Here is an 18,942-nt window from a genome sequence, read left to right on the forward strand (position 1 = left end):
ACGCGACGCATCGGACAAGCCCACCGTGTGCCTGCGTCTCCCACTCCTGCCGTGCGTGGCCATCCTCGGCCCAGGAGGAGAGACGCCATGCCCACCGACACGAAGCAGCCTTCCGACTCCGGCTTGGATCCCTACGCCCGCGCCTTCCTGGAGCAGTTGAAGAAAGCGGGCGGGCCCGCGCTCGAAACCCTGCCTCCCGCGGAGGCGCGTGGCGTGCTCCGAAGCGTGCAGGCGGGAAAGAGCGCGCGGAAGCCGGCCCGCATCGAGGACCGCTCCCTTCCGGTGGGCCCAGACGGCCAGGTCTCCGTCCGCATCGTGCGGCCCGCGGACGCGTCGGAGAAGCTCCCGGTGGTGCTCTACCTCCACGGCGGCGGCTGGGTGTTGGGCGATAAAGACACGCATGACCGGTTGATCCGTGATCTGGCCGTGGGCTCCCGGTGCGCGGTCGTGTTCATCAACTACACGCCCGCTCCGGAAGGGCAGTACCCCGCTCAGCTCGAACAGGCCTACGCCGCGCTCCAGTGGGTCGCGAAGAACGGCGGCGAAGCGGATCTGGATGGACAGCGGATCGCCGTGGCGGGGGACAGCGCGGGTGGCAATCTGGCGGCGGCGCTCACGCTGCTGGCGAAGGAGCGCGGCGGTCCGCGCATCCTGCAGCAGGTGCTGTTCTATCCCGTCACGGATGCCCGGTTCGATACGGGTTCCTACGCGCGCTACGCGGACGGCTACTTCCTCACCCGGAGCGGCATGCAGTGGTTCTGGGACAACTACGCCCCAGACTCCTCCCTCCGCACGGAGCCCACGGTCAGCCCCCTGCGCGCGACCGACGCGCAGCTGCGAGGCCTGCCGCCCGCGCTGATCCTCAACGGCGAATGCGACGTGCTCCGCGACGAAGGCCAGGCCTACGCGCGCAGGCTCGTGGACGCGGGCGTCCCCGTGCTGGCCCTCCAGTACGAGGGGATGATCCATGACTTCGTGATGCTGGATCCGCTGGCGGACTCACTCGCCGCGCGCAATGCCATCGCCCAGGCCTGCCTGACGCTGTCGGAAGCCCTGGGCACACGGAGGCAGGTGGAAGCGACGCTCGCGTCCCAGTCCGCGCAGGTCCGCGAGCGGGAGAGCGCGCGTCACTGACTATTGGCCCGCGTCCAGCCACGTAGCCAACACGTCCGCGTGGCACGGGCCCGGCTTGCACCAGCAGCCCAGCCGCTTGCCTCGCAACGTCCGCACGTCGCGCAGGAAATCCGCGTCGTGCTTCGTGCGCAGCTCCAGGTACCAGCGGAAGGATTCGAACGCGTCCGGGCCGGGCGCCATGCGCCGCTGGGCCTCGTCGCGGATCCGCTCGGCTTCGTCCGCGGGCAGCTTCGCCAGCCACGGCTCGAAGTACGTGCGGATCATCGCCTTCCAGGTCTTCACGCCCCCGGGCTTGAACGGGTTGCCGAAGCGGCCGGGCACGGGGTTGAGCGGCCCGGGCTTCGCCCAGGCGCGGAAGGCGCGGCCCACGTACACCTCACAGGCGTCGTGGACGTGCACCGCGGTGGTTCGGGATTCGGACATGGCGGCTGCATCGTTAACAGACGCACCCGCCAGTCGCCGTGCGTGATGCCCGGCCCGTCAGCAGGCAGGGGTCACCAGGGGTCGATGCCCTGCTTCTCGTGCGGCGTCGGCGTGTACGTGGACTTGAACCCCGAGGCCGCGGCGTTGAGCCCGGAGCCGAGGGCCTCCACCGCGCCCTGCTTGAACTGGCCCTTGCTGATGCTCACGAAGGCGTCGCGGCCGAAGTTCAGCGCCTCGCGCTGGTGCGCGTTGACCTCGCTGCGCTGGCCCTTCTCCACCTGGATGACGTTGTTGATGACGCTGCTCTTGGAGCGGTCGGAGATGCCGAAGTTGCCCTTGTCGAGCATCTGGTTCACGCCGCTGACCGCGTGGCTGTAGTCGCTCTTCTTGCCCTGCGTCGTCTGATCAATTTGCAGGCGGGAGGGGTTCTTGAACGTGTGGTTGCTGGTGACCTTGAACATGGCTTTCCTCGCTGGGGGCGGCGGCCCGTTGGACCGTGCCCGCGGTAGGTGATGCGTTGAAATGATTGTCGGGGTATGTGGGCTGGAGTTTCCTGAAGACTTTCATTTGCCCACGTATACGTCATTTGTCGTATGCCGGTCTTCGCGAGGGCCATCGCAGTGGCAAGGCCCGCCGGAAGACGGCAACGTACGGGCCCGCCTCCTCCCACCCTCGCGGACATGATCGCCAACCTCCACGACGCCGACGTTCCGAAGCCCGTGCTCGAAGTCATCACCCGCCTGCGCGAGCTGGGCCACCCCACCTATCTGGTGGGCGGCTGCGTGCGGGACATGGTGCGCAAGGTCCACCCGAAGGACTTCGACGTGGCCACCAGTGCGCTGCCGGAAGAGGTCCAGCGCGCCTTCCGCAAGGTCATCCCCACGGGCATCCAGCACGGCACCGTCACGGTCGTCACCGGCGGCAACCACGTGGAGGTGACGACGTTCCGTTCGGAAGGGGACTATCTGGATGGCCGGCGCCCCAGCTCCGTGTCCTTCGAGCGCGACATCGTGAAGGACCTGTCGCGGCGCGACTTCACCATCAATGCCATGGCGTACAACCCGCTCGACCGCGAGCTGGTGGATCCGTTCGGCGGACAGGTGGACCTGCCCGCGAAGCTGATCCGCTGCGTGGGCTCCGCGCAGGAGCGCTTCTCCGAGGACGGCCTGCGCCCCCTGCGCGCCGTGCGCTTCGCCGCCGTGCTGGGCTTCACGCTGGACCCCGACACCCGTGACGCCATCCCCGCGACCCTGGCCGTCTTCCGCAAGGTCGCGCTGGAGCGCGTGCGCGAGGAGCTGCTCAAGCTGCTCCTGTCGCCCCGCGCGGAGCTGGGGCTGCACCTGCTGGCGGACACGGGGCTGATGGAGGTCTTCCTGCCGGAGGTGGCCCACGCGGACGCGGAAGGCGCCCGGCTGGCCCGCGCCGCCGTGCAGGCCGCGCCGCTGGACGCGGACCTGCGCATGGCCACGCTGCTCGCGGACATCGACACCGCGACGCAGGCCCGTGAGCTGTGTCTGCGTTTGAAGTTCCCCAACAAGTCCGCGGACCTCATTGGCCTGCTCGTCGAGCACTCGAAGCTGGAGACACGCGTGGACGACGCGGACCCCGCGCTGCGCCGGCTGCTCGCCCGCGTGGGCCTTTCGAACCTGCCCGCGCTCCTCTCCGTGGCGAAGGCCCGCGTCCAGGTCCGGGCCCCGGAGCGGCTGCCCGCGGTGGAGGCGCTGGCCTCGCGGCTGGAGGCGCTGGCCGCCGCGAAGCCTCCGCTGTCCGCGAAGGAGCTGGCGCTCACCGGGGGCGACATCATGAAGACGCTGGGCATCGGCCCCTCGCCGAAGGTGGGCGAGGCGACCCGGTACCTTGTCGAATCCGTGCTCGACGACCCCTCGCTCAACACCGCCGACGAGCTGCGCTCCCGGCTCACGGCCTGGGCGGCGCGCGGTTCCTGAAGGGGGCCTCCTCCCGGCCGGAGGGCAGGGAAGGGGGCCTGGAGCACCATCCGGCCGTGCGTCCCGGCCCGGGGGCGTGTAGGAAGGAGCCCCATGCGAGTCGTCGTTGCCATGAGCGGTGGGGTGGATTCCTCGGCCGCCGCCGCCCTGCTCAAGGAGCAGGGCCACGAGGTCATCGGCATCACCCTGCGCGTCTGGTCCTACGAGGGCGCCGCGAAGTGCGGCAGCTGCTGCAGTCCGGACGACATCGACGACGCCCGCGCGGTGGCCCAGACGCTGGGCATCCCGTTCTACGTGGCCAACGCCGAGGAGATCTTCCAGGACCGGGTCGTCAATCCGTTCGTCCAGTCGTACCTGGGCGGCAAGACGCCCATCCCGTGCGTGAGCTGCAACCGCGACGTGAAGTTCAACTTCCTCCTCAAGCGCGCGCGCGCCCTGGGCGCCCGGCTCGCCACGGGCCACTACGCCCAGGTGGAGGAGGTGGACGGACGCTTCCACCTGCGCCGCGCCGTGGACGCCGCCAAGGACCAGAGCTACTTCCTCTTCACCCTGGGCCAGGAGGAGCTGAAGGACGTGCTCTTCCCCGTGGGCCACCTCACCAAGCCGGAGGTGCGCGCCGTCGCCGAGCGCCACAACCTGCCCACCACCCACAAGCCGGAGAGCATGGAGATCTGCTTCGTGCCCGACGGTGACTACGCCGGGTTCGTGGAGAAGGTCGCCGGCCCCCAGCCGTCCGGTGAGGTCGTGGATCCGGAGGGCAAGGTGCTGGGCACGCACAACGGCATCCACCGCTTCACCGTGGGGCAGCGCAAGGGGCTCAACCTGGGCGGTGGCGAAGTGCGCTACGTGCAGCGCCTGGAGCCGGAGACGAACCGCGTCGTCGTGGGCCCCGCGGAGGGCACCGGCCGCGCGCAGTTCGGCCTGCTCCAGCCGCACTGGGTGGACGGTCCGCCTCCGCCCGAACAGGCCGTGGAGGTCCGGATCCGTCACCGCCACGCGGGCGCCCCGGGGCGGATCCACATCTCGCAGCACGGGCTGGTGTCCGTGAAGCTCGACGAGCCCGCGCGCGCCGTCACGCCGGGGCAGGCCGCGGTCGTCTACGATCGGGATCGCGTGCTCGGCGGCGGGTGGATCGTCTGAGCCCACCCGGCGCGTCCTGCGTCGTCCCTTGATGCAGCCGGGGCCGGACTTCCGGCCTCGCGCGCGCCGCTGCTTCCCGCTGCCTCCGCGAATTTGACCCGCCTGGGGGTGGGGCGTAGCTTGCGCGCACGCTGTCGCTACAGGCCGTTACACGGGCCGTGAGCGCGCGATCGAGGTCTGCCCCGCCATGCGTGACGCCCATCGGATGAAGGAGAAGTTCGACGTCTCGCTGGACAACCGGCAGATCGTCAGCCTGTTGATCGCCGGCATCGTCGTGATGGGCGCCGTGTTCGTGCTGGGCGTGGTGGTGGGCAAGAAGCTCTCCAGCGACGCGCAGACGGCCGAAGCCCCGGACCTGCTCTCCGCGCTGGACGCCAACGCGCAGGTCCTCAACGACGCGCGCCAGGAGCCGCCGCTCACCTTCCCGGACGAGCTCACCCGCAAGACGGGCTCGGAGCCCCTGCCGCCGCTGCCCAAGCCCGCCGCGAAGCCGGAGGCCCCCAAGGTCGCCGCGAAGCCCGAAGTGAAGCCGGAGCCCAAGCCCGCGGAGGCCCCCAAGGTCGCCGCGAAGCCCGCCCTGGCCCCCACGCCGGACCCCGACACGGGCGAGCTGCCCGCGATGGACGCCGCCGAGGAGGACGCCATCGCCAACGGCAAGCCGCTCGTGAAGCCGGAGCCCAAGCCCGCGGAGCCCGCCAAGGTCGCCGCCGCGAAGCCGGAGCCCGCCAAGGTCGTGGAGCCGGTGAAGGGAAAGGTGGAGGAGACGCCGGTCGCCACCCGCACCGCCGCGCGTGACGGGGGCATGAAGGAGGCCATCGCCCGGGCCCAGGCGCTGCCCGCGGAGCCGCCGCGTCCGTCGGAGGCCGTGAAGGGTGGGGCGTTCACGCTCCAGCTCTCCGCCTTCCAGAGCCGCCAGGACGCCGACCGTTTCGCCGCGCGGTTGCGCGACAAGGGCTATGCCCCCTATATCCTGGCGGCGGAGGTGCCTGGAAAGGGCACCTGGTACCGCGTCCGGATGGGCAGCTTCGCCAGCAAGGAAGCCGCGGGTCGGTACCTGACGGACTTCAAGCGCGAGACCCAGCTCGACGCGTACGTGGCCGGCACGAACTAGCGCTGCTGGGCAAGGAAGAGACGAAGCAAATGACGACGACGAAGCGGGTGGAGAAGCCCTGGGGCCACGAGCTCATCTGGGCCCACACGGAGCGCTACGTGGGCAAGCTCCTGCACGTGAAGGCCGGCCACAAGCTGAGCCTCCAGTTCCACAACGTGAAGGACGAGACCATCCACGTCCAGAGCGGCAAGCTCCTCTTCGTCGTGGACGAGGGCCAGGGCCTCATCGAGAAGGAGATGAACCCCGGTGAGAGCTACCACATCAAGCCGCTGACCAAGCACCGCATGGTCGCCATCACCGACTGCGACATCCTCGAGGTCAGCACCCCCGAGCTGAATGACGTGGTGCGCCTGGAGGACTCCTACGGGCGCACGGGCACCAGCGCCCCGTAGTTCCCCGCTGTGAAGCCCGCTGGCGCGCCGTCACGGTGCGCCGGCCGGGCCTTCGACGTCACTCCTTGGACTTCGCCGCCGCGTTCGGATTGCGGGTCCACTGGTCCACGGTGCCGTCGCCGTCCAGGTCCTCGCCAATGCGATCCACCTGGCCGTTCTCCCAGTACTCCCAGTAGTCCCCCCGGCCGTCGTGGTTCGCGTCGCGCTCCTTCCGCACGAGCGTGTCGTTCTCGTAGTACAGCCACGAGTCCGCGCGGCCGTCGCCGTTCAGGTCGCGCTCGCCCTTCGTGCGCTTGCCCTCGGCGTAGTGGTACGTGGCGTCCACCTTGCCGTCGTAGTCCAGGTCCATCACCTCGCGGACCTTCGCGCCCTGCGGATCCAGGTACTGGGTGACGTCCACCCGGCCGTCCCAGTTCAGGTCCAGCTCCTTGCGCACCAGCGCGTCCTTGAGCCGGTACTCCCAGACGTCCGTGCGGCCATCGCCGTTGGCGTCCAACTCCGTGACCGTCTCCCCCGGGTCCTGTTTCCCCCGGACGCCCTCCGCCTCGGGACGCTTGCGCGCTGCGTCAGGGACCTCCGCGGCCTTCTGGGAGGCGCAGCCCGTGAGCGCGCCCGCAACCAGGAAGCCCAGGAAAATCAAACGGTTGCTAGAAGCCAAGGTGCCTCCCGAGCAGGTGGGGCGCCATGTTCGCGCCGCTTCACTTCCGTGCTTTCGCAGGCCACGTCATTCCATATATTTTCACGTATCGCCATGGCCCGAAAGAAAGTCAGCACCACCATCTACATCACTCCGGAGCAGAACGAACTGCTCAAGGCGCTGAACCAGAAGACGAAGGTGCCCGTGGCCGAATACATCCGGCAGGGCATCGACCTGGTGCTGGAGAAGTACAAAGCGCAGCTGCCGGGCCAGGCAACCTTCGACGAACTCTCCTGAAGAACGAGGCGTGACGTGACGAGCATGCGTGGCAAGCGGGCGGTGGTGCTGGGTGGGGCCGGATTCGTGGGCTCGCACCTGTGTGAGCGGCTGCTGGATGACGGCGCGGAGTCCGTCCTCGCGGTGGACAACCTCATCACCGGGAACGAAGCGAACGTCCGCACGCTCAAGCCGCGCGCGGGCTTCCAGTTCGTGAACCAGGACATCACCGAGGGGCTGGAGGTGGACGGGCCGGTGGACTTCGTCCTCAACCTGGCCTCGCCCGCGTCGCCCATCGACTACGCGAACCTCCCCATCGAAACGCTGCGCGTGGGCTCCATCGGCACGGAGAACGCGCTGAAGCTGGCGGAGAAGAAGAAGGCCGTGTTCCTCATGGCCTCCACGTCGGAAGTGTACGGCGACCCGCTGGTGCACCCCCAGAAGGAGGATTACTGGGGCAACGTGAATCCCATTGGCCCGCGCTCGGTGTACGACGAGGCCAAGCGCTACTCGGAGGCCATCAGCGCCGCGTACGAGCGCAGCCGCGGCGTGAACGTCCGCATCGTGCGCATCTTCAACACCTACGGCCCGCGCATGCGCCTCAACGACGGCCGCGTGGTGCCCGCCTTCGTGGGCCAGGCGCTTAAGGGCGAGGACTTCAGCGTCTTCGGGGACGGCAGCCAGACGCGCTCGTTCTGCTACGTGAAGGACCTGGTGGACGGCCTGGTGCGGCTCGTGCTGTCGGACGTCCGGGGCCCGGTGAACATCGGCAACCCGCGCGAGATGACCATCAAGCAGTTCGCGGAGGCCGTGCGCGAGGCGGCCGGTGGGGGTAGGCAGATCGTCTACCACCCGCTGCCCAAGGATGATCCGAAGCAGCGTCAGCCGGACATCACCCGCGCGCGCACGCTGCTGGGGTGGGAGCCCAAGGTGAAGCTGGAGGATGGTTTGCGGGACACCATCGCCTACTTCCGTGAGGTTGCCGCTCGCCCCTCTGGGACTTAGGTTGGCCGCGCGCGAGTGAACGCGAGGTAGACGGCCCGGGCCCGTGGCGGCCGGGCCTGGGGAGAACGGCGTGAAAGTCCTGGTAACGGGCGGCGCGGGCTTCATCGGCTCGCACGTGTGCGATGAGTTCCTGCGCAATGGCCATGAGGTCATCGCGCTGGACAACCTGTCGAGCGGCAAGAAGGAGAACCTGGATCCGCGCGTGCGGCTGGCCGTGCACGACATCCGGAGCCCGGAAGCCGCGGAGCTCATCCGCACGGAGAAGCCCCAGGTGCTCTGTCACCTGGCCGCCCAGATGGACGTGCGCCGCAGCGTGGAGGACCCCGGCTTCGACGCGGACGTGAACATCCGCGGCATGACGAACCTGCTGGAGGCCGCGCGCCAGTCCGGCGTGAAGAAGGTCATCTTCAGCTCCACCGGCGGCGCCATCTACGGCGAGCAGGACTACTTCCCCGCCCGTGAAGACCACCCCCAGCGGCCGGTGTCGCCCTATGGCGTCTCCAAGGCGGCGGGCGAGCTGTACCTGGGCTACTACCGGGCGCAGTACGGCCTGCCGTACGTCGCCCTGCGGTACGCCAACGTGTACGGCCCCCGGCAGAACCCGCACGGCGAGGCGGGCGTGGTGGCCATCTTCAGCCAGCGTGTCATCGCGGGGCAGGGCTGCACCATCTTCGGCGAGGGCAAGCAGACGCGTGACTTCGTCTTCGGTCCGGACGTGGCCCGCGCCAACTACCTAGCCTTCCAGAGCGACTACGTGGGCGCCGCGAACATCGGCACCGGCGTGGAGACGGACATCAACCGGCTCTACGAGCTCATCGCGGAGGCCGGCGGCAGCTCGCTGAAGGCCGCGCATGCGCCGGGCAAGCCGGGCGAGCAGCTGCGCTCGTGCATCGACGCGGCACACGCGAAGAAGGTGCTGGGCTGGGAGCCGTCCGTGCAGCTGGCGGAGGGCCTGCGCCACACCATTCAGTTCTTCCGCGACCAGGCCGCGGGGCCTGTCCGCGCCCGGGGCTGAAGGGCGGGCCGCCTGCGCGCCGCTCGAGTCCCCCCGGGCTGGATGCCGGGGGGCGCATCGAGGTAATGCCGGGCGTCAGGCGGGTGGAGTGCCCGGCGGGCAGGTGTGCGCCGGTCGTGGATTTTCAGGCGGTTCGGTGTTACCTACGCCCGCTTCGCGACCGACGAGCGCCCTGACCATGCCGGCTGAAAACGCGCACATCCGCAATTTTTGCATCATCGCCCACATCGACCATGGAAAGTCGACGCTGGCCGACCGCCTCCTGGAGAAGACAGGCACGCTGACCAAGCGTGAGGCGCAGGCCCAGTTCCTCGACAACATGGACATCGAGCGAGAGCGGGGCATCACCATCAAGGCCCAGTCCGTGCGGATGACGTACACCGCCAAGGACGGCCAGAACTACGTCCTCAACCTCATCGACACGCCGGGACACGTGGACTTCGCCTACGAGGTGAGCCGCAGCCTCGCCGCGTGCGAGGGCGCGCTGCTCGTCGTGGACGCGACGCAGGGCGTGGAGGCGCAGACGCTCGCCAACGTCTACATGGCGTTGGAACACGAGCTGGAGATCATCCCGGTCATCAACAAGATCGACCTGCCCTCCGCGGATGTGGACCGCACGCGCGGGGAGATTGAAGACGTCATCGGCATCGACGCGTCCGTCGCGGTGCCGGCCTCCGCGAAGGAGGGCATCGGCATCCACGACATCCTGGAGTCGGTGGTGCAGCGCGTGCCGCCGCCCACGGGTTCGCCGTCCGCGCCGCTCAAGGCGCTCATCTTCGACTCCTGGTACGACAACTACCGGGGCGTGGTGACGCTGGTGCGCGTGCTGGAAGGCACGCTGAAGCTGAAGCAGAAGATCAAGATGTTCAGCAACAACAAGGTCTTCGAGGTGCAGGAGCTGGGCGTGTTCAGCCCGTTCTCGCGCCCGGTGACGCAGCTCATGGCGGGCGAGGTGGGTGTCCTCGTCGCCAACGTGAAGGAGCTGCAGGACGCGAAGGTCGGCGACACCGTGACGGAGGAGGCGCGGCCCACCGAGCAGCCCTTCCCGGGCTTCAAGGAAGTCAAGCCGATGGTGTTCTCCGGCATCTTCCCGGTGGACTCGTCCGACTACGAGAACCTGCGCGACGCGCTGGCGAAGCTCACGCTCAACGACTCCGCCTTCACCTACGAGCCGGAGTCGTCCACGGCGCTGGGGTTCGGCTTCCGCTGCGGCTACCTGGGCCTGCTCCACATGGAGATCGTCCAGGAGCGCCTGGAGCGCGAGTACAACCTCAACCTGATCACGACGGCCCCGTCGGTGGTCTACCGCATCACCACCACCAAGGATGAAGTGCTCCTGGTGGACAACCCGGCGAAGCTGCCGCCGACGCAGAACATCACCAAGTTCGAGGAGCCCATCCTCACCTGTCACATCCACGTGCCCAACGAGCACCTGGGCGCCATCCTGAAGCTGTGCCAGGACCGGCGTGGCGTGCAGAAGGACATGAAGTACCTGGGCTCCAGCGGCACCCGCGTGCAGGTGACGTATGAGATGCCCATGGCGGAAGTCGTCTTCGACTTCTTCGACCGGCTCAAGAGCGTGTCGCGCGGCTACGCGAGCCTGGACTACGAGCTGTCCTCCTACGCGGAAGCGGACCTGGCGAAGCTGGACATCCTCATCAACGGGGAGCCGGTGGACGCGCTCTCCGTCATCGTGCACCGCGAGCGCGCGTACCTGCGCGGCCGCGAGGTCTGCGAGAAGCTCAAGGAAGTGATTCCCAAGCAGATGTACGAGGTGGCCATCCAGGCCGCCATCGGCGCGAAGATCATCTCCCGCGAGACGATCTCCGCCATGCGCAAGAACGTCCTTGCCAAGTGCTACGGCGGCGACATTAGCCGCAAGCGCAAGCTCCTGGAGAAGCAGAAGGAGGGCAAGAAGCGCATGAAGCAGGTGGGCACGGTGGAGATTCCGCAGGAAGCCTTCCTCGCGGTCCTCAAGACGGAGCAGTAAGCCCTATGAGCACGGCCAGTCCTTCCATGAAGCTGGGAGCGGCCATGGCCGCGCGCCGCACTCCGGAGCAGCTCAAGGCCCGCCGCCAGCTGATGTGGCGCGAACTGCTCACCAGCCTCTGGGCCCCGCTGTGCGGTGTGGGCCTGGCGTTCATCCCGTACGTCACGCTGATCGAGATGGCGCCCGGCACCGCGTCCTGGGCCCAGCCCCTGATGAAGGGCTTCGGCCTGCTGATGGTGGTGGCCTTCTTCGGGCTGCTGGTGTGGCGCAACGCCTCCCGGAAGGAATCGCTGCTGCGCACGCTGCGCCACGAGGCGCACGAGCTCATCTCCGAGGACGAGCGCATCCTCGCGCGCCTGGGGACGAAGGTGTCCCCGGCCGTGGGCGAGCGCATCACCGAGCAGGCCCTGCGTGTGGAGTCCGCGTCCGTGGCGGGCAACGCGGAGTTGCTGCGCACGGAGACGCAGGCGCTGGAGAAGCTCACCCAGGAGCACCTGGGCGCGTACCGCAAGCAGTCCGTGTGGGACTTCCTGGGCGGCTTCGGCAAGGCGCTGCTCATCGCGGTGGTCATCCGCACGGTGCTGATCGAGCCGTACCGCATCCCGTCCGGCTCCATGCTGCCCACGCTGCAGATTGGCGATCAGGTCTTCGTGAACAAGTTCATCTACGGGGTGCGCATCCCGTACACGAACTTCGTCCCGTTCCGCATCGTGCGGGAGCCGAAGCGCGGGGACGTCATCGTCTTCAACAACCCGGTGGACGAGTCCAAGGACTTCATCAAGCGCGTCATCGGCATCCCCGGCGACACGGTGGAGATCGTCGACGGGGTGGTGCGCATCAACGGCGAGCCGCAGCCGCGCACGCTGGTGACGCCGGACTACGTGGTGCACAACCAGGACGACCTGACGGGCCGCTGGTTCGACCAGGAAGAGGTGCTCTACCGGGAGACCCTGGGCGACGTGGTGCACTCGTCGCTCCAGCACCCCATGCGCCTGCCGGGCCGCGAGCACGAGGGCCCCTACACGGTGCCCGCCAACAGCGTCTTCGTGATGGGCGACAACCGGGACAACAGCGCGGACAGCCGCTACAACCTGGGCGGCCCGGGCGGCGCCGAGGTCGCCTACGTGCCGTACGGCCACATCAAGGGCAAGGCCATGGTCGTCTGGCTGTCGCTCGGTTGGGGCGGCCTGCTGGGCAACCTGTTTGGCGGCACGGGCCTGCGGGTCGACCGCTTCTTCGAACCGGTGCGCTGACGGACGCTGGCCGGACAGCCACCACGCGCCGTGCTTGACGCAACGTGCGGCGCGCGGTACGCGGCGGCCCCGGCCCATGAGACATCTTCTCGGAATCGCAGGCTGGCGGCGGGACGAGCTGGAAGCGCTGCTCGACCGTGCCCAGGCACACCTGCCCGGCGGACCGGATGCCTCGCACGTTCTGCGGGGCCGCGTCGTGGCGAACCTCTTCTTCGAGGACTCCACCCGGACGCGCTCCTCCTTCGAGGTGGCCGCGCGGAAGCTGGGCGCGGACGTCCTCAACTGGAGCTACGCGGGCTCCTCCGTGTCCAAGGGGGAGACGCTCCTGGACACCGCGCGCAACATCGAAGCCATGGGGCCGGCGGTCATCGTCATCCGCCACCGCTCCTCCGGCGCGCCGGGGCTCGTGGCCCGGCACGTGAAGTGCGCGGTGGTGAACGCGGGCGACGGCGCGCATGAGCACCCGTCCCAGGCCCTGCTGGACGCCTTCACCCTGCGCCAGCGCTGGGGCCGCCTGGACGGGCGCACGGTGCTGATTGTCGGCGACGTGCTGCACAGCCGCGTGGCGCGCTCCAATCTCTTGTGCCTGAAGGCGCTGGGGGCCCGGGTCGTGCTCTGCGGACCGCCCACCCTCCTGCCGCCAGGGCTGGAGGAGATGGGCGGAGAGGTGACGCACCAACTGGACGCCGTGCTGCCCCAGGCGGACGCGGTGATGTGCCTGAGGCTGCAGACGGAGCGCATGTCGGAAGCCTTCCTGCCGTCCCAGCGGGAGTACTCGCGGCTGTTCGGTATCACGCCCGCCCGCGCGGAGCGGATGAAGCCGGACGCACTCGTGCTGCACCCGGGCCCCATCAACCGCGGCGTGGAGTTGTCGCCGGTGGTGGCGGACGGGCCTCGCAGCGTCATTTTGGAGCAGGTGGCCAACGGCGTCGCGGTGCGCCGGGCCGTCCTGGAGGCATGCGCATCATGACCACGGTGCTCTTCCAGCGGGCGCGCGTCATCGACCCGCGCAATGGCGTGGACGGCGTTCGTGACGTGCTCGTGACGGACGGCCGGGTGGCTCAGCTGTCGGAGGCCCCGCTGCCCACGCCGAAGGACGCGCGGGTGGTGGACGCCACCGACAAGTGGCTGGTGCCGGGCTTCATCGACCTGCACGTGCACCTGCGCGAGCCGGGAGAAGAGGGCAAGGAGACGGTCCTCACCGGCTGCCGCGCGGCGGTGGCGGGCGGCTTCACCGGCGTGGTCGCCATGCCCAACACCAAGGTGGTGAACGACAGCGCGCTCGTCACGGAGCTGGTGCTGTCGCGCGCTCGGGACGCGGGCCTGTGCCACGTGTACCCGGCCGGCGCCATCACCAAGGGGCTCAAGGGCGAGGAGCTGTCGGAAGCAGGCGAGCTGATTGGCGCCGGCTGCGTGGCCCTCACCGACGACGGCCGCCCGGTGATGAACGCGGGCCTGATGCGCCGGGTGCTCCAGTACGCCACCCAGTTCGACGTGCCGGTGATGGTGCACGAGGAGGACCTCACCCTGTCCGCCGGCGGCGCCATGCACGAGGGCGCCACGTCCACGCGGCTGGGCCTGCGCGGCATTCCGTCCTCCGCGGAGGTGGCCATGGTGGCGCGCGACCTGGTGCTCCTGGAGGAGACGAAGGGGCGGCTGCACGTGGCGCACGTGTCCTGTGAGGGCAGCGTGCGGCTCATCCGCGAGGCGAAGCAGCGCGGCCTGCGCGTCACCTGCGAGGTGGCGCCGCACCACTTCACCCTGGATGACCGGGCGGTGGGGGACTACGACACCCACGCGAAGATGGCGCCGCCGCTCCGGAGTGACGTGGACGTGAAGGCGCTGCGCGAGGCGCTGGTGGACGGCACGGTGGACGCCATCGCCACGGACCACGCGCCGCACGGCGTGTCCGACAAGCTGGTGGAGTTCGAGAAGGGCATCAACGGTATCGTCGGGCTGGAGACGGCCCTGGGGCTCACGCTGGCGCTGGTGCACGAGGGCGTGCTCACCCCGCGCCGGGCGGTGGAGCTCTTGTCGGACGGGCCGGCGAGGGTATTCGGCCTGCCGGGCGGTCACCTGGCGCCTGGTGCCCCGGCGGACATCACGCTTTTGTCCCCTTCGGAGGAGTGGACGGTGGATGCCCACCGGTTCTATTCCCGCAGTCGCAACACGCCCTTCCACGGGCGCACGCTGAAGGGTCGCGTGACGCAGACGTGGGTGGGCGGCCGGTGTGTGTTCGAGGACGGTCAGCTCAAGGAGTCGCGGTGATGACGAAGCGGGCGGTGCTCGCACTGGCGGATGGCACCACGTTCGAGGGACGCGCCTTTGGTGCTTCCGGCGAGACGGTGGGCGAAGTGGTCTTCAACACGTCCATGTACGGCTACCAGGAGATCCTCACGGATCCCTCGTACGTGGGGCAGATCGTCACCATGGCGTACCCGGAGATGGGCAACATCGGGGCGAACGCGACGGACGAGGAAGCAGGCCTGCCGCATGCGGTGGGCATGGTGGTGCGCTCGCTGACGAAGACGCCCTCCAACTGGCGCTCGCAAGAGACGCTGGATGCGTACCTCGCGCGCCACGGTCGCGTGGGCATTGAAGGCGTGGACACCCGCCGGCTGGTGCGCCACCTGCGCACGCACGGCGCGCAGACGGGCATCATCTCCACGGAGAACGTGTCCGCTGGCGCCCTCTCTGAGCGCGCGCGCACTGCCGTGGGCATGGAGGGCCTGGACCTGGCCACGGGCGTGTCCTGCAAGGAGCCCTACGTCTTCACCACGCCGTCGCCGGACGTGTTCCTGGCCCCCGGTGACAAGCGCCCGGAGCCGGAGCTGAAGTACGACGTCGTCGCGTACGACTACGGCCTCAAGCGCTCCATGCTCCAGTACCTGGTGGACGTGGGCTGCCGCGTGACGGTGGTGCCGTCCCACTTCACGGCGGAGCAGGTGCTGGCGAAGAAGCCGCACGGCGTCTTCCTGGCCAACGGCCCGGGCGACCCGGCTGCGGTGAAGGGCGCGGACCGCACGGTGGCGGCGCTCTTGGGCAAGGTGCCGGTGTTCGGCATCTGCCTGGGGCACCAGATCATGGCGCTGGCGCTGGGCGGCCGGACGTACAAGATGAAGTTCGGCCACCGCGGCGGCAACCAGCCCGTGAAGGACCTCACCACGGGCAAGGTGGAGATCACCGCGCAGAACCACGGCTTCGCGGTGGACGACGCCAGCCTCAAGGGCAAGGCCGTCGTCACGCACATCAACCTGAATGACGGCACGGTGGAGGGCCTGGCCGTTCCGGACGCGCGGGCCTTCAGCGTGCAGTACCACCCCGAGGCTTCGCCCGGCCCTCACGACGCGCGCTACCTGTTCAGCCGCTTCGCGACGCTGATGGCGGGTTCGTAGGAAGAAAGCTCGCAACGGCCATGGACACCGCGCTGACCCCGTTGTCGTACCAGCCGTACCTGGACCAGCTCATCGCCTTCGGCAGCTCGGAGGCGCGCAAGCCGGACCTGCTGGAGGCCAAGGCGGAGTACTTCCGCCTCACCGGCGAAGTCTTCGAGGACGACAAGCTCTTCGAGCTGCGGATGGCGTCGTTCCTGGACTACTACCTCTACGACCGCGTCTCGCCGCTCACGGGCAAGACGCCGGCCGCGGAGCTGTACGAGCAGCGCCTGCAGTCCGCGGCGCCAGAGGAGGCCAACGCCTTCCGCAGCTTCACGGAGACGGTCCACGGCCTCTTCGAGGTGCGCAAGCTGGGCAAGGGCATGGTGCGCCTGCGCGAGCTCTTCTCCGGCAAGGACTTCGACGTGACGGAGCGCCGCCACATCGCGGGCCTGGAGACGGGGGACGTGCTGGAGGCGCGCCTGGTGCCCTTCGGCGGCCACCTGCTGTTCTCCTCCGCCTTCTGCTACCACCCGGCGCTGGCCCTCAAGGCCATCAAGGCCGAGGTGAAGCGCCGCAAGAAGAAGGAGCCGGAGCGCCCCGCCAAGGACCTGGTGTGGGAGTGCGCCCGCCGGGCCCTCAACGTGGAGCGCTACCGCCAGCTGTCCGTGGAGAAGATCTACGACTTCGAGCAGAAGATCCTGTAGGCCTTCTGCCCCGAGCCTCCACCGCGTGCTGCTTCAGATGCGGTGGATGCTCATCATGTTGGTGTTGCCCGGCACGTTGAGCGGCACGCCGGCCACCAGGATGAAGGGCGCGCCGGGTTCGCAGAAGCGCAGCTCCTGACAGAGCCGGCGCACCTGCTTGAGCATGGCCTCCGTGGTGCTGACGCGCTTCACCAGGTGGCCCGTCACGCCCCAGTACAGCGCCATCCGGTTCACCGTGTCCGCGTTGGGCGTCAGGCCGAGGATGCGCGCGCCGGGGCGGAACTCGGAGATGAGCCGCGCGGAGTGGCCGCTCTCCGTGTACGCGATGATGGTCCCGATGTTGAGCTGCCGGGACGCGGCCACCGCCGCCGCCGCGACGCCGGTGCCCAGGTCCTCGGAGCGCTCGAAGGGGGAGTGGGGCAGGGTGATGAGGCCGGTGCGCTCCGTCTCCTCCACGATGCGCGCCATGGTGGCCACCGAGTCCACGGGGTAGCGGCCCGCGGCCGTCTCACCGGAGAGCATCACCGCGTCCGCGCCGTCGAGGATGGCGTTGGCCACGTCAGACACCTCCGCGCGCGTGGGCCGGGCGTTGAGCACCATGCTCTCCAGCATCTCCGTGGCGACGATGACGATGCCGCCCATGCGGTTGACCTCCCGCACGGTGCGCTTCTGGATGGCGGGCAGCTGCTCCAGCGGCATCTCCACGCCCAAATCGCCGCGGGCCACCATCACCCCGTCCGACTCCGCGGCGATGGCGTCCAGGTTCTCCACCGCCTGGGGCTTTTCAATCTTGGAGATGATCGGCGTCTTGCGCTGCGCCACCAGCGCCCGCGCCTGGCGCACGTCCTGGGCGGAGCGCACGAAGGACAGCGCCACGTAGTCCACGCCCACCTCCTGGCCGAATGCCAGGTCCACCTTGTCCTTCTCCGTCAGCGTGGGCACCGACATGGCCGTGCCGGGCAGGTTGAGCCCCTTGTGGTCCTTGAGCAGCCCGCCCACCTCCACGCGACAGGACACGTCCTGGCCGCTCACCTTCAGCACCCGCAGGCGCACCCGGCCGTCATCCAGGAGCACCTCGTGACCCTTCTCCACGTCCCGGGGCAGCGTGCGCACCGGGGTGGGGATGATCTTCCCCTGGCCCTGCACCGCGCGCGTCGTCACCGTCACCGTGTCGCCGGCCGTCACCATCAGCTGGCCGCCCTCGAAGCGCCCCAGGCGCACCTTGGGGCCCTGCACGTCCTGGAGGATGGCCACTGGCACGCCCAGCTTCTTCGACACCGCGCGGATGCGCAGGACGCGCTGGCGGTGCTCGTCGTGCGTCCCGTGCGAGAAGTTGAGCCGGGCCACGTTCATGCCCGCCTTCACCAGCCCCTCGATGACTTCCTTGGAGTCCGAAGCCGGACCCAGCGTGCAGATGATCTTCGCCTTGCGCATAAGGCCGCCCATCCTAGCGCCACGGGGTGGGCGTCTTGACAGGCTTGCGCCCGAAGGACTAACTCTTCGCTTCACGCGCTGGGCGGAAAGTTACCGCGAGCCAGCGCACGCCATTCGTGGCTCTCAGACGCTTGAGACGAAGAAAGCCCGGCAACCCTGGGAGGGGGGGCCGGGCTTTCATCGTTCCAGGGTGGCTTCTTCGCGAACGGCTAGAGGTCGATCTCCTGGCCCTTGCCCATGGGCTCCATCAGCGGCTTCGTGGCGTGGTCCATGCCGATGTCCTCCGAGGGAGGCTTCGGGTGGCCGGCGCTGGGGCCCATGGGAGGCGGCGGGGGCAGAGGACCCATGTCCTCTTCACCCAGGCCGCCGCTGCCACCCACGCCCAGGTCCTGCTGCTTCTGGAGGGCTTCAATCTCCGCGCGGGTGATGCCCGCCATGGTCAGCACCTTGCGCGTCACGCGGATGCGGGCCTGGCTATGCATGGCCATGGCGATGGAGTCCGAAGGCCGCGCGTCCAGCGCCAGCTCCTTCTTGCCCTGCTGGAGGAAGACGCGGCCGGAGTAGACGTTGTCACGCAGGTCGTCGATGCGGACCTCCGTGACCTTGCCGCCCAGCTTGTTCACCACGTCGTCCAGCAGATCCTGGGACAGCGGCTGCGGGGGCGGACGCTCCGCGAGGCGGAAGGCGATGGAAACCGCCGCGCCCTCGTCCACGAAGAGGGGGAGCACCGTCTCCCCGTCCTTGGTGGTCAGCACGACGGCGTGCGTCTGCGCCTCCATCAAGGGCACCACGTCCTTCACTTCCAGCTCCACCAGCTCCGAGCAGGCCTTGGGGTCGCTGCCCTTCTCGGTGACGCAGGGCTTCTCTTTGTTCCCTTCCGCCGGCTCGGAGGCGGCGATGGCGCCGGGGATCCCGAACGCGGGAAGGAACAACGCTCCCCCCAGCGCCAGCACCACGGCCGTGAACGGAGCGACGAAGACGTTGGCGCGGTTGGACGTTTTCACATCCCTAAGCTACGCACCTCCCCCTTCACCGGGAGGGCACCGCCCCTCTGCCGTCGCGAGCGGCCCCCGGGCCCTGGCCCACCCGGTTGGAGGGCGGGCGG

19 protein-coding genes are annotated in these 18,942 nt (G+C 69.1%); 14 read left to right on the forward strand and 5 right to left on the reverse strand.

What is annotated here, in order from left to right; translation table 11 throughout:
* The first annotated feature begins 87 nt into the window (after positions 1-87).
* On the forward strand, positions 88-1,134 hold the full coding sequence (locus tag D7Y21_RS08455) for an alpha/beta hydrolase (RefSeq protein ID WP_120566168.1): 1,047 nt from the start codon (positions 88-90) through the stop codon (positions 1,132-1,134).
* Here the strand turns inward: D7Y21_RS08455 and D7Y21_RS08460 are convergent, their stop codons facing one another.
* Both D7Y21_RS08460 and D7Y21_RS08465 read right to left on the reverse strand, forming a co-directional pair.
* Positions 1,135-1,557, reverse strand: coding sequence for a DUF4326 domain-containing protein (locus D7Y21_RS08460; protein WP_120566167.1), 423 nt, complete (start codon positions 1,555-1,557; stop codon positions 1,135-1,137). It lies immediately after the preceding gene.
* 71 nt (positions 1,558-1,628) lie between these two features.
* Entirely contained in the window at positions 1,629-2,018 is a 390-nt protein-coding gene (locus D7Y21_RS08465) for a hypothetical protein (RefSeq protein WP_120566166.1), read from the reverse strand.
* Between the two features lie 219 nt (positions 2,019-2,237).
* Here D7Y21_RS08465 and D7Y21_RS08470 point away from each other — a divergent pair, with 219 nt between their 5' ends.
* The 4 genes from D7Y21_RS08470 to D7Y21_RS08485 all read left to right on the forward strand — a co-directional run bounded on the left by D7Y21_RS08470 (position 2,238) and on the right by D7Y21_RS08485 (position 6,146).
* Positions 2,238-3,503: a CCA tRNA nucleotidyltransferase gene (locus tag D7Y21_RS08470; RefSeq protein WP_121712424.1), complete on the forward strand. Its 1,266-nt coding sequence runs from the start codon at positions 2,238-2,240 to the stop codon at positions 3,501-3,503.
* Between the two features lie 93 nt (positions 3,504-3,596).
* Positions 3,597-4,643: a tRNA 2-thiouridine(34) synthase MnmA gene (mnmA, locus tag D7Y21_RS08475; protein ID WP_120566164.1), complete on the forward strand. Its 1,047-nt coding sequence runs from the start codon at positions 3,597-3,599 to the stop codon at positions 4,641-4,643.
* 187 nt (positions 4,644-4,830) lie between these two features.
* Positions 4,831-5,754: an SPOR domain-containing protein gene (locus D7Y21_RS08480; protein ID WP_120566163.1), complete on the forward strand. Its 924-nt coding sequence runs from the start codon at positions 4,831-4,833 to the stop codon at positions 5,752-5,754.
* Between the two features lie 29 nt (positions 5,755-5,783).
* A complete protein-coding gene (locus D7Y21_RS08485; protein WP_014397344.1) occupies positions 5,784-6,146 on the forward strand; it encodes a cupin domain-containing protein in 363 nt (120 codons plus the stop codon).
* A 58-nt stretch (positions 6,147-6,204) separates the two neighbouring features.
* Here D7Y21_RS08485 and D7Y21_RS08490 read toward each other — a convergent pair whose 3' ends face one another.
* Entirely contained in the window at positions 6,205-6,804 is a 600-nt protein-coding gene (locus tag D7Y21_RS08490; protein ID WP_121712426.1) for a hypothetical protein, read from the reverse strand.
* A 93-nt stretch (positions 6,805-6,897) separates the two neighbouring features.
* Between D7Y21_RS08490 and D7Y21_RS08495 the strand changes: the two genes are divergently transcribed.
* The 9 genes from D7Y21_RS08495 (at position 6,898) to D7Y21_RS08535 (ending at position 16,403) form a co-directional block, all read left to right on the forward strand.
* On the forward strand, positions 6,898-7,080 hold the full coding sequence (locus tag D7Y21_RS08495) for a ribbon-helix-helix domain-containing protein (protein ID WP_014397342.1): 183 nt from the start codon (positions 6,898-6,900) through the stop codon (positions 7,078-7,080).
* A 24-nt stretch (positions 7,081-7,104) separates the two neighbouring features.
* Positions 7,105-8,064, forward strand: a complete 960-nt coding sequence (locus D7Y21_RS08500) for a UDP-glucuronic acid decarboxylase family protein (protein WP_014397341.1) — start codon at positions 7,105-7,107, stop codon at positions 8,062-8,064.
* A 70-nt stretch (positions 8,065-8,134) separates the two neighbouring features.
* Entirely contained in the window at positions 8,135-9,079 is a 945-nt protein-coding gene (locus D7Y21_RS08505) for an NAD-dependent epimerase/dehydratase family protein (protein ID WP_120566161.1), read from the forward strand.
* Between the two features lie 178 nt (positions 9,080-9,257).
* Positions 9,258-11,069, forward strand: coding sequence for a translation elongation factor 4 (gene lepA, locus D7Y21_RS08510; RefSeq protein WP_120566160.1), 1,812 nt, complete (start codon positions 9,258-9,260; stop codon positions 11,067-11,069).
* Between the two features lie 5 nt (positions 11,070-11,074).
* On the forward strand, positions 11,075-12,322 hold the full coding sequence (lepB, locus tag D7Y21_RS08515; protein WP_121712428.1) for a signal peptidase I: 1,248 nt from the start codon (positions 11,075-11,077) through the stop codon (positions 12,320-12,322).
* Between the two features lie 76 nt (positions 12,323-12,398).
* Positions 12,399-13,292 carry an aspartate carbamoyltransferase catalytic subunit gene (locus D7Y21_RS08520; protein WP_121712430.1) on the forward strand — a complete coding sequence of 298 codons (894 nt, stop codon included), beginning with the start codon at positions 12,399-12,401 and terminating at the stop codon, positions 13,290-13,292.
* Entirely contained in the window at positions 13,289-14,590 is a 1,302-nt protein-coding gene (locus D7Y21_RS08525; protein ID WP_199735384.1) for a dihydroorotase, read from the forward strand. Before D7Y21_RS08520 ends, D7Y21_RS08525 begins: the two co-directional genes overlap by 4 nt.
* Complete coding sequence (carA, locus tag D7Y21_RS08530) at positions 14,590-15,717, forward strand: glutamine-hydrolyzing carbamoyl-phosphate synthase small subunit (protein ID WP_121712432.1); 1,128 nt, start codon at positions 14,590-14,592, stop codon at positions 15,715-15,717. Before D7Y21_RS08525 ends, carA begins: the two co-directional genes overlap by 1 nt.
* 20 nt (positions 15,718-15,737) lie before the next feature.
* Positions 15,738-16,403: a hypothetical protein gene (locus tag D7Y21_RS08535; protein ID WP_121712433.1), complete on the forward strand. Its 666-nt coding sequence runs from the start codon at positions 15,738-15,740 to the stop codon at positions 16,401-16,403.
* A gap of 33 nt (positions 16,404-16,436) precedes the next feature.
* Here the strand turns inward: D7Y21_RS08535 and pyk are convergent, their stop codons facing one another.
* Both pyk and D7Y21_RS08545 read right to left on the reverse strand, forming a co-directional pair.
* The gene (pyk, locus tag D7Y21_RS08540; RefSeq protein WP_121712435.1) at positions 16,437-17,837 is read right to left on the reverse strand and encodes a pyruvate kinase; all 1,401 of its coding nucleotides are present in this window, start codon (positions 17,835-17,837) and stop codon (positions 16,437-16,439) included.
* Between the two features lie 209 nt (positions 17,838-18,046).
* On the reverse strand, positions 18,047-18,841 hold the full coding sequence (locus tag D7Y21_RS08545; protein WP_233591833.1) for a bifunctional nuclease family protein: 795 nt from the start codon (positions 18,839-18,841) through the stop codon (positions 18,047-18,049).
* Positions 18,842-18,942 lie beyond the last annotated feature (101 nt).

Origin of the sequence: Corallococcus sp. AB045 (assembly GCF_003668895.1) — a bacterium.
Classification (GTDB): domain Bacteria; phylum Myxococcota; class Myxococcia; order Myxococcales; family Myxococcaceae; genus Corallococcus; species Corallococcus coralloides.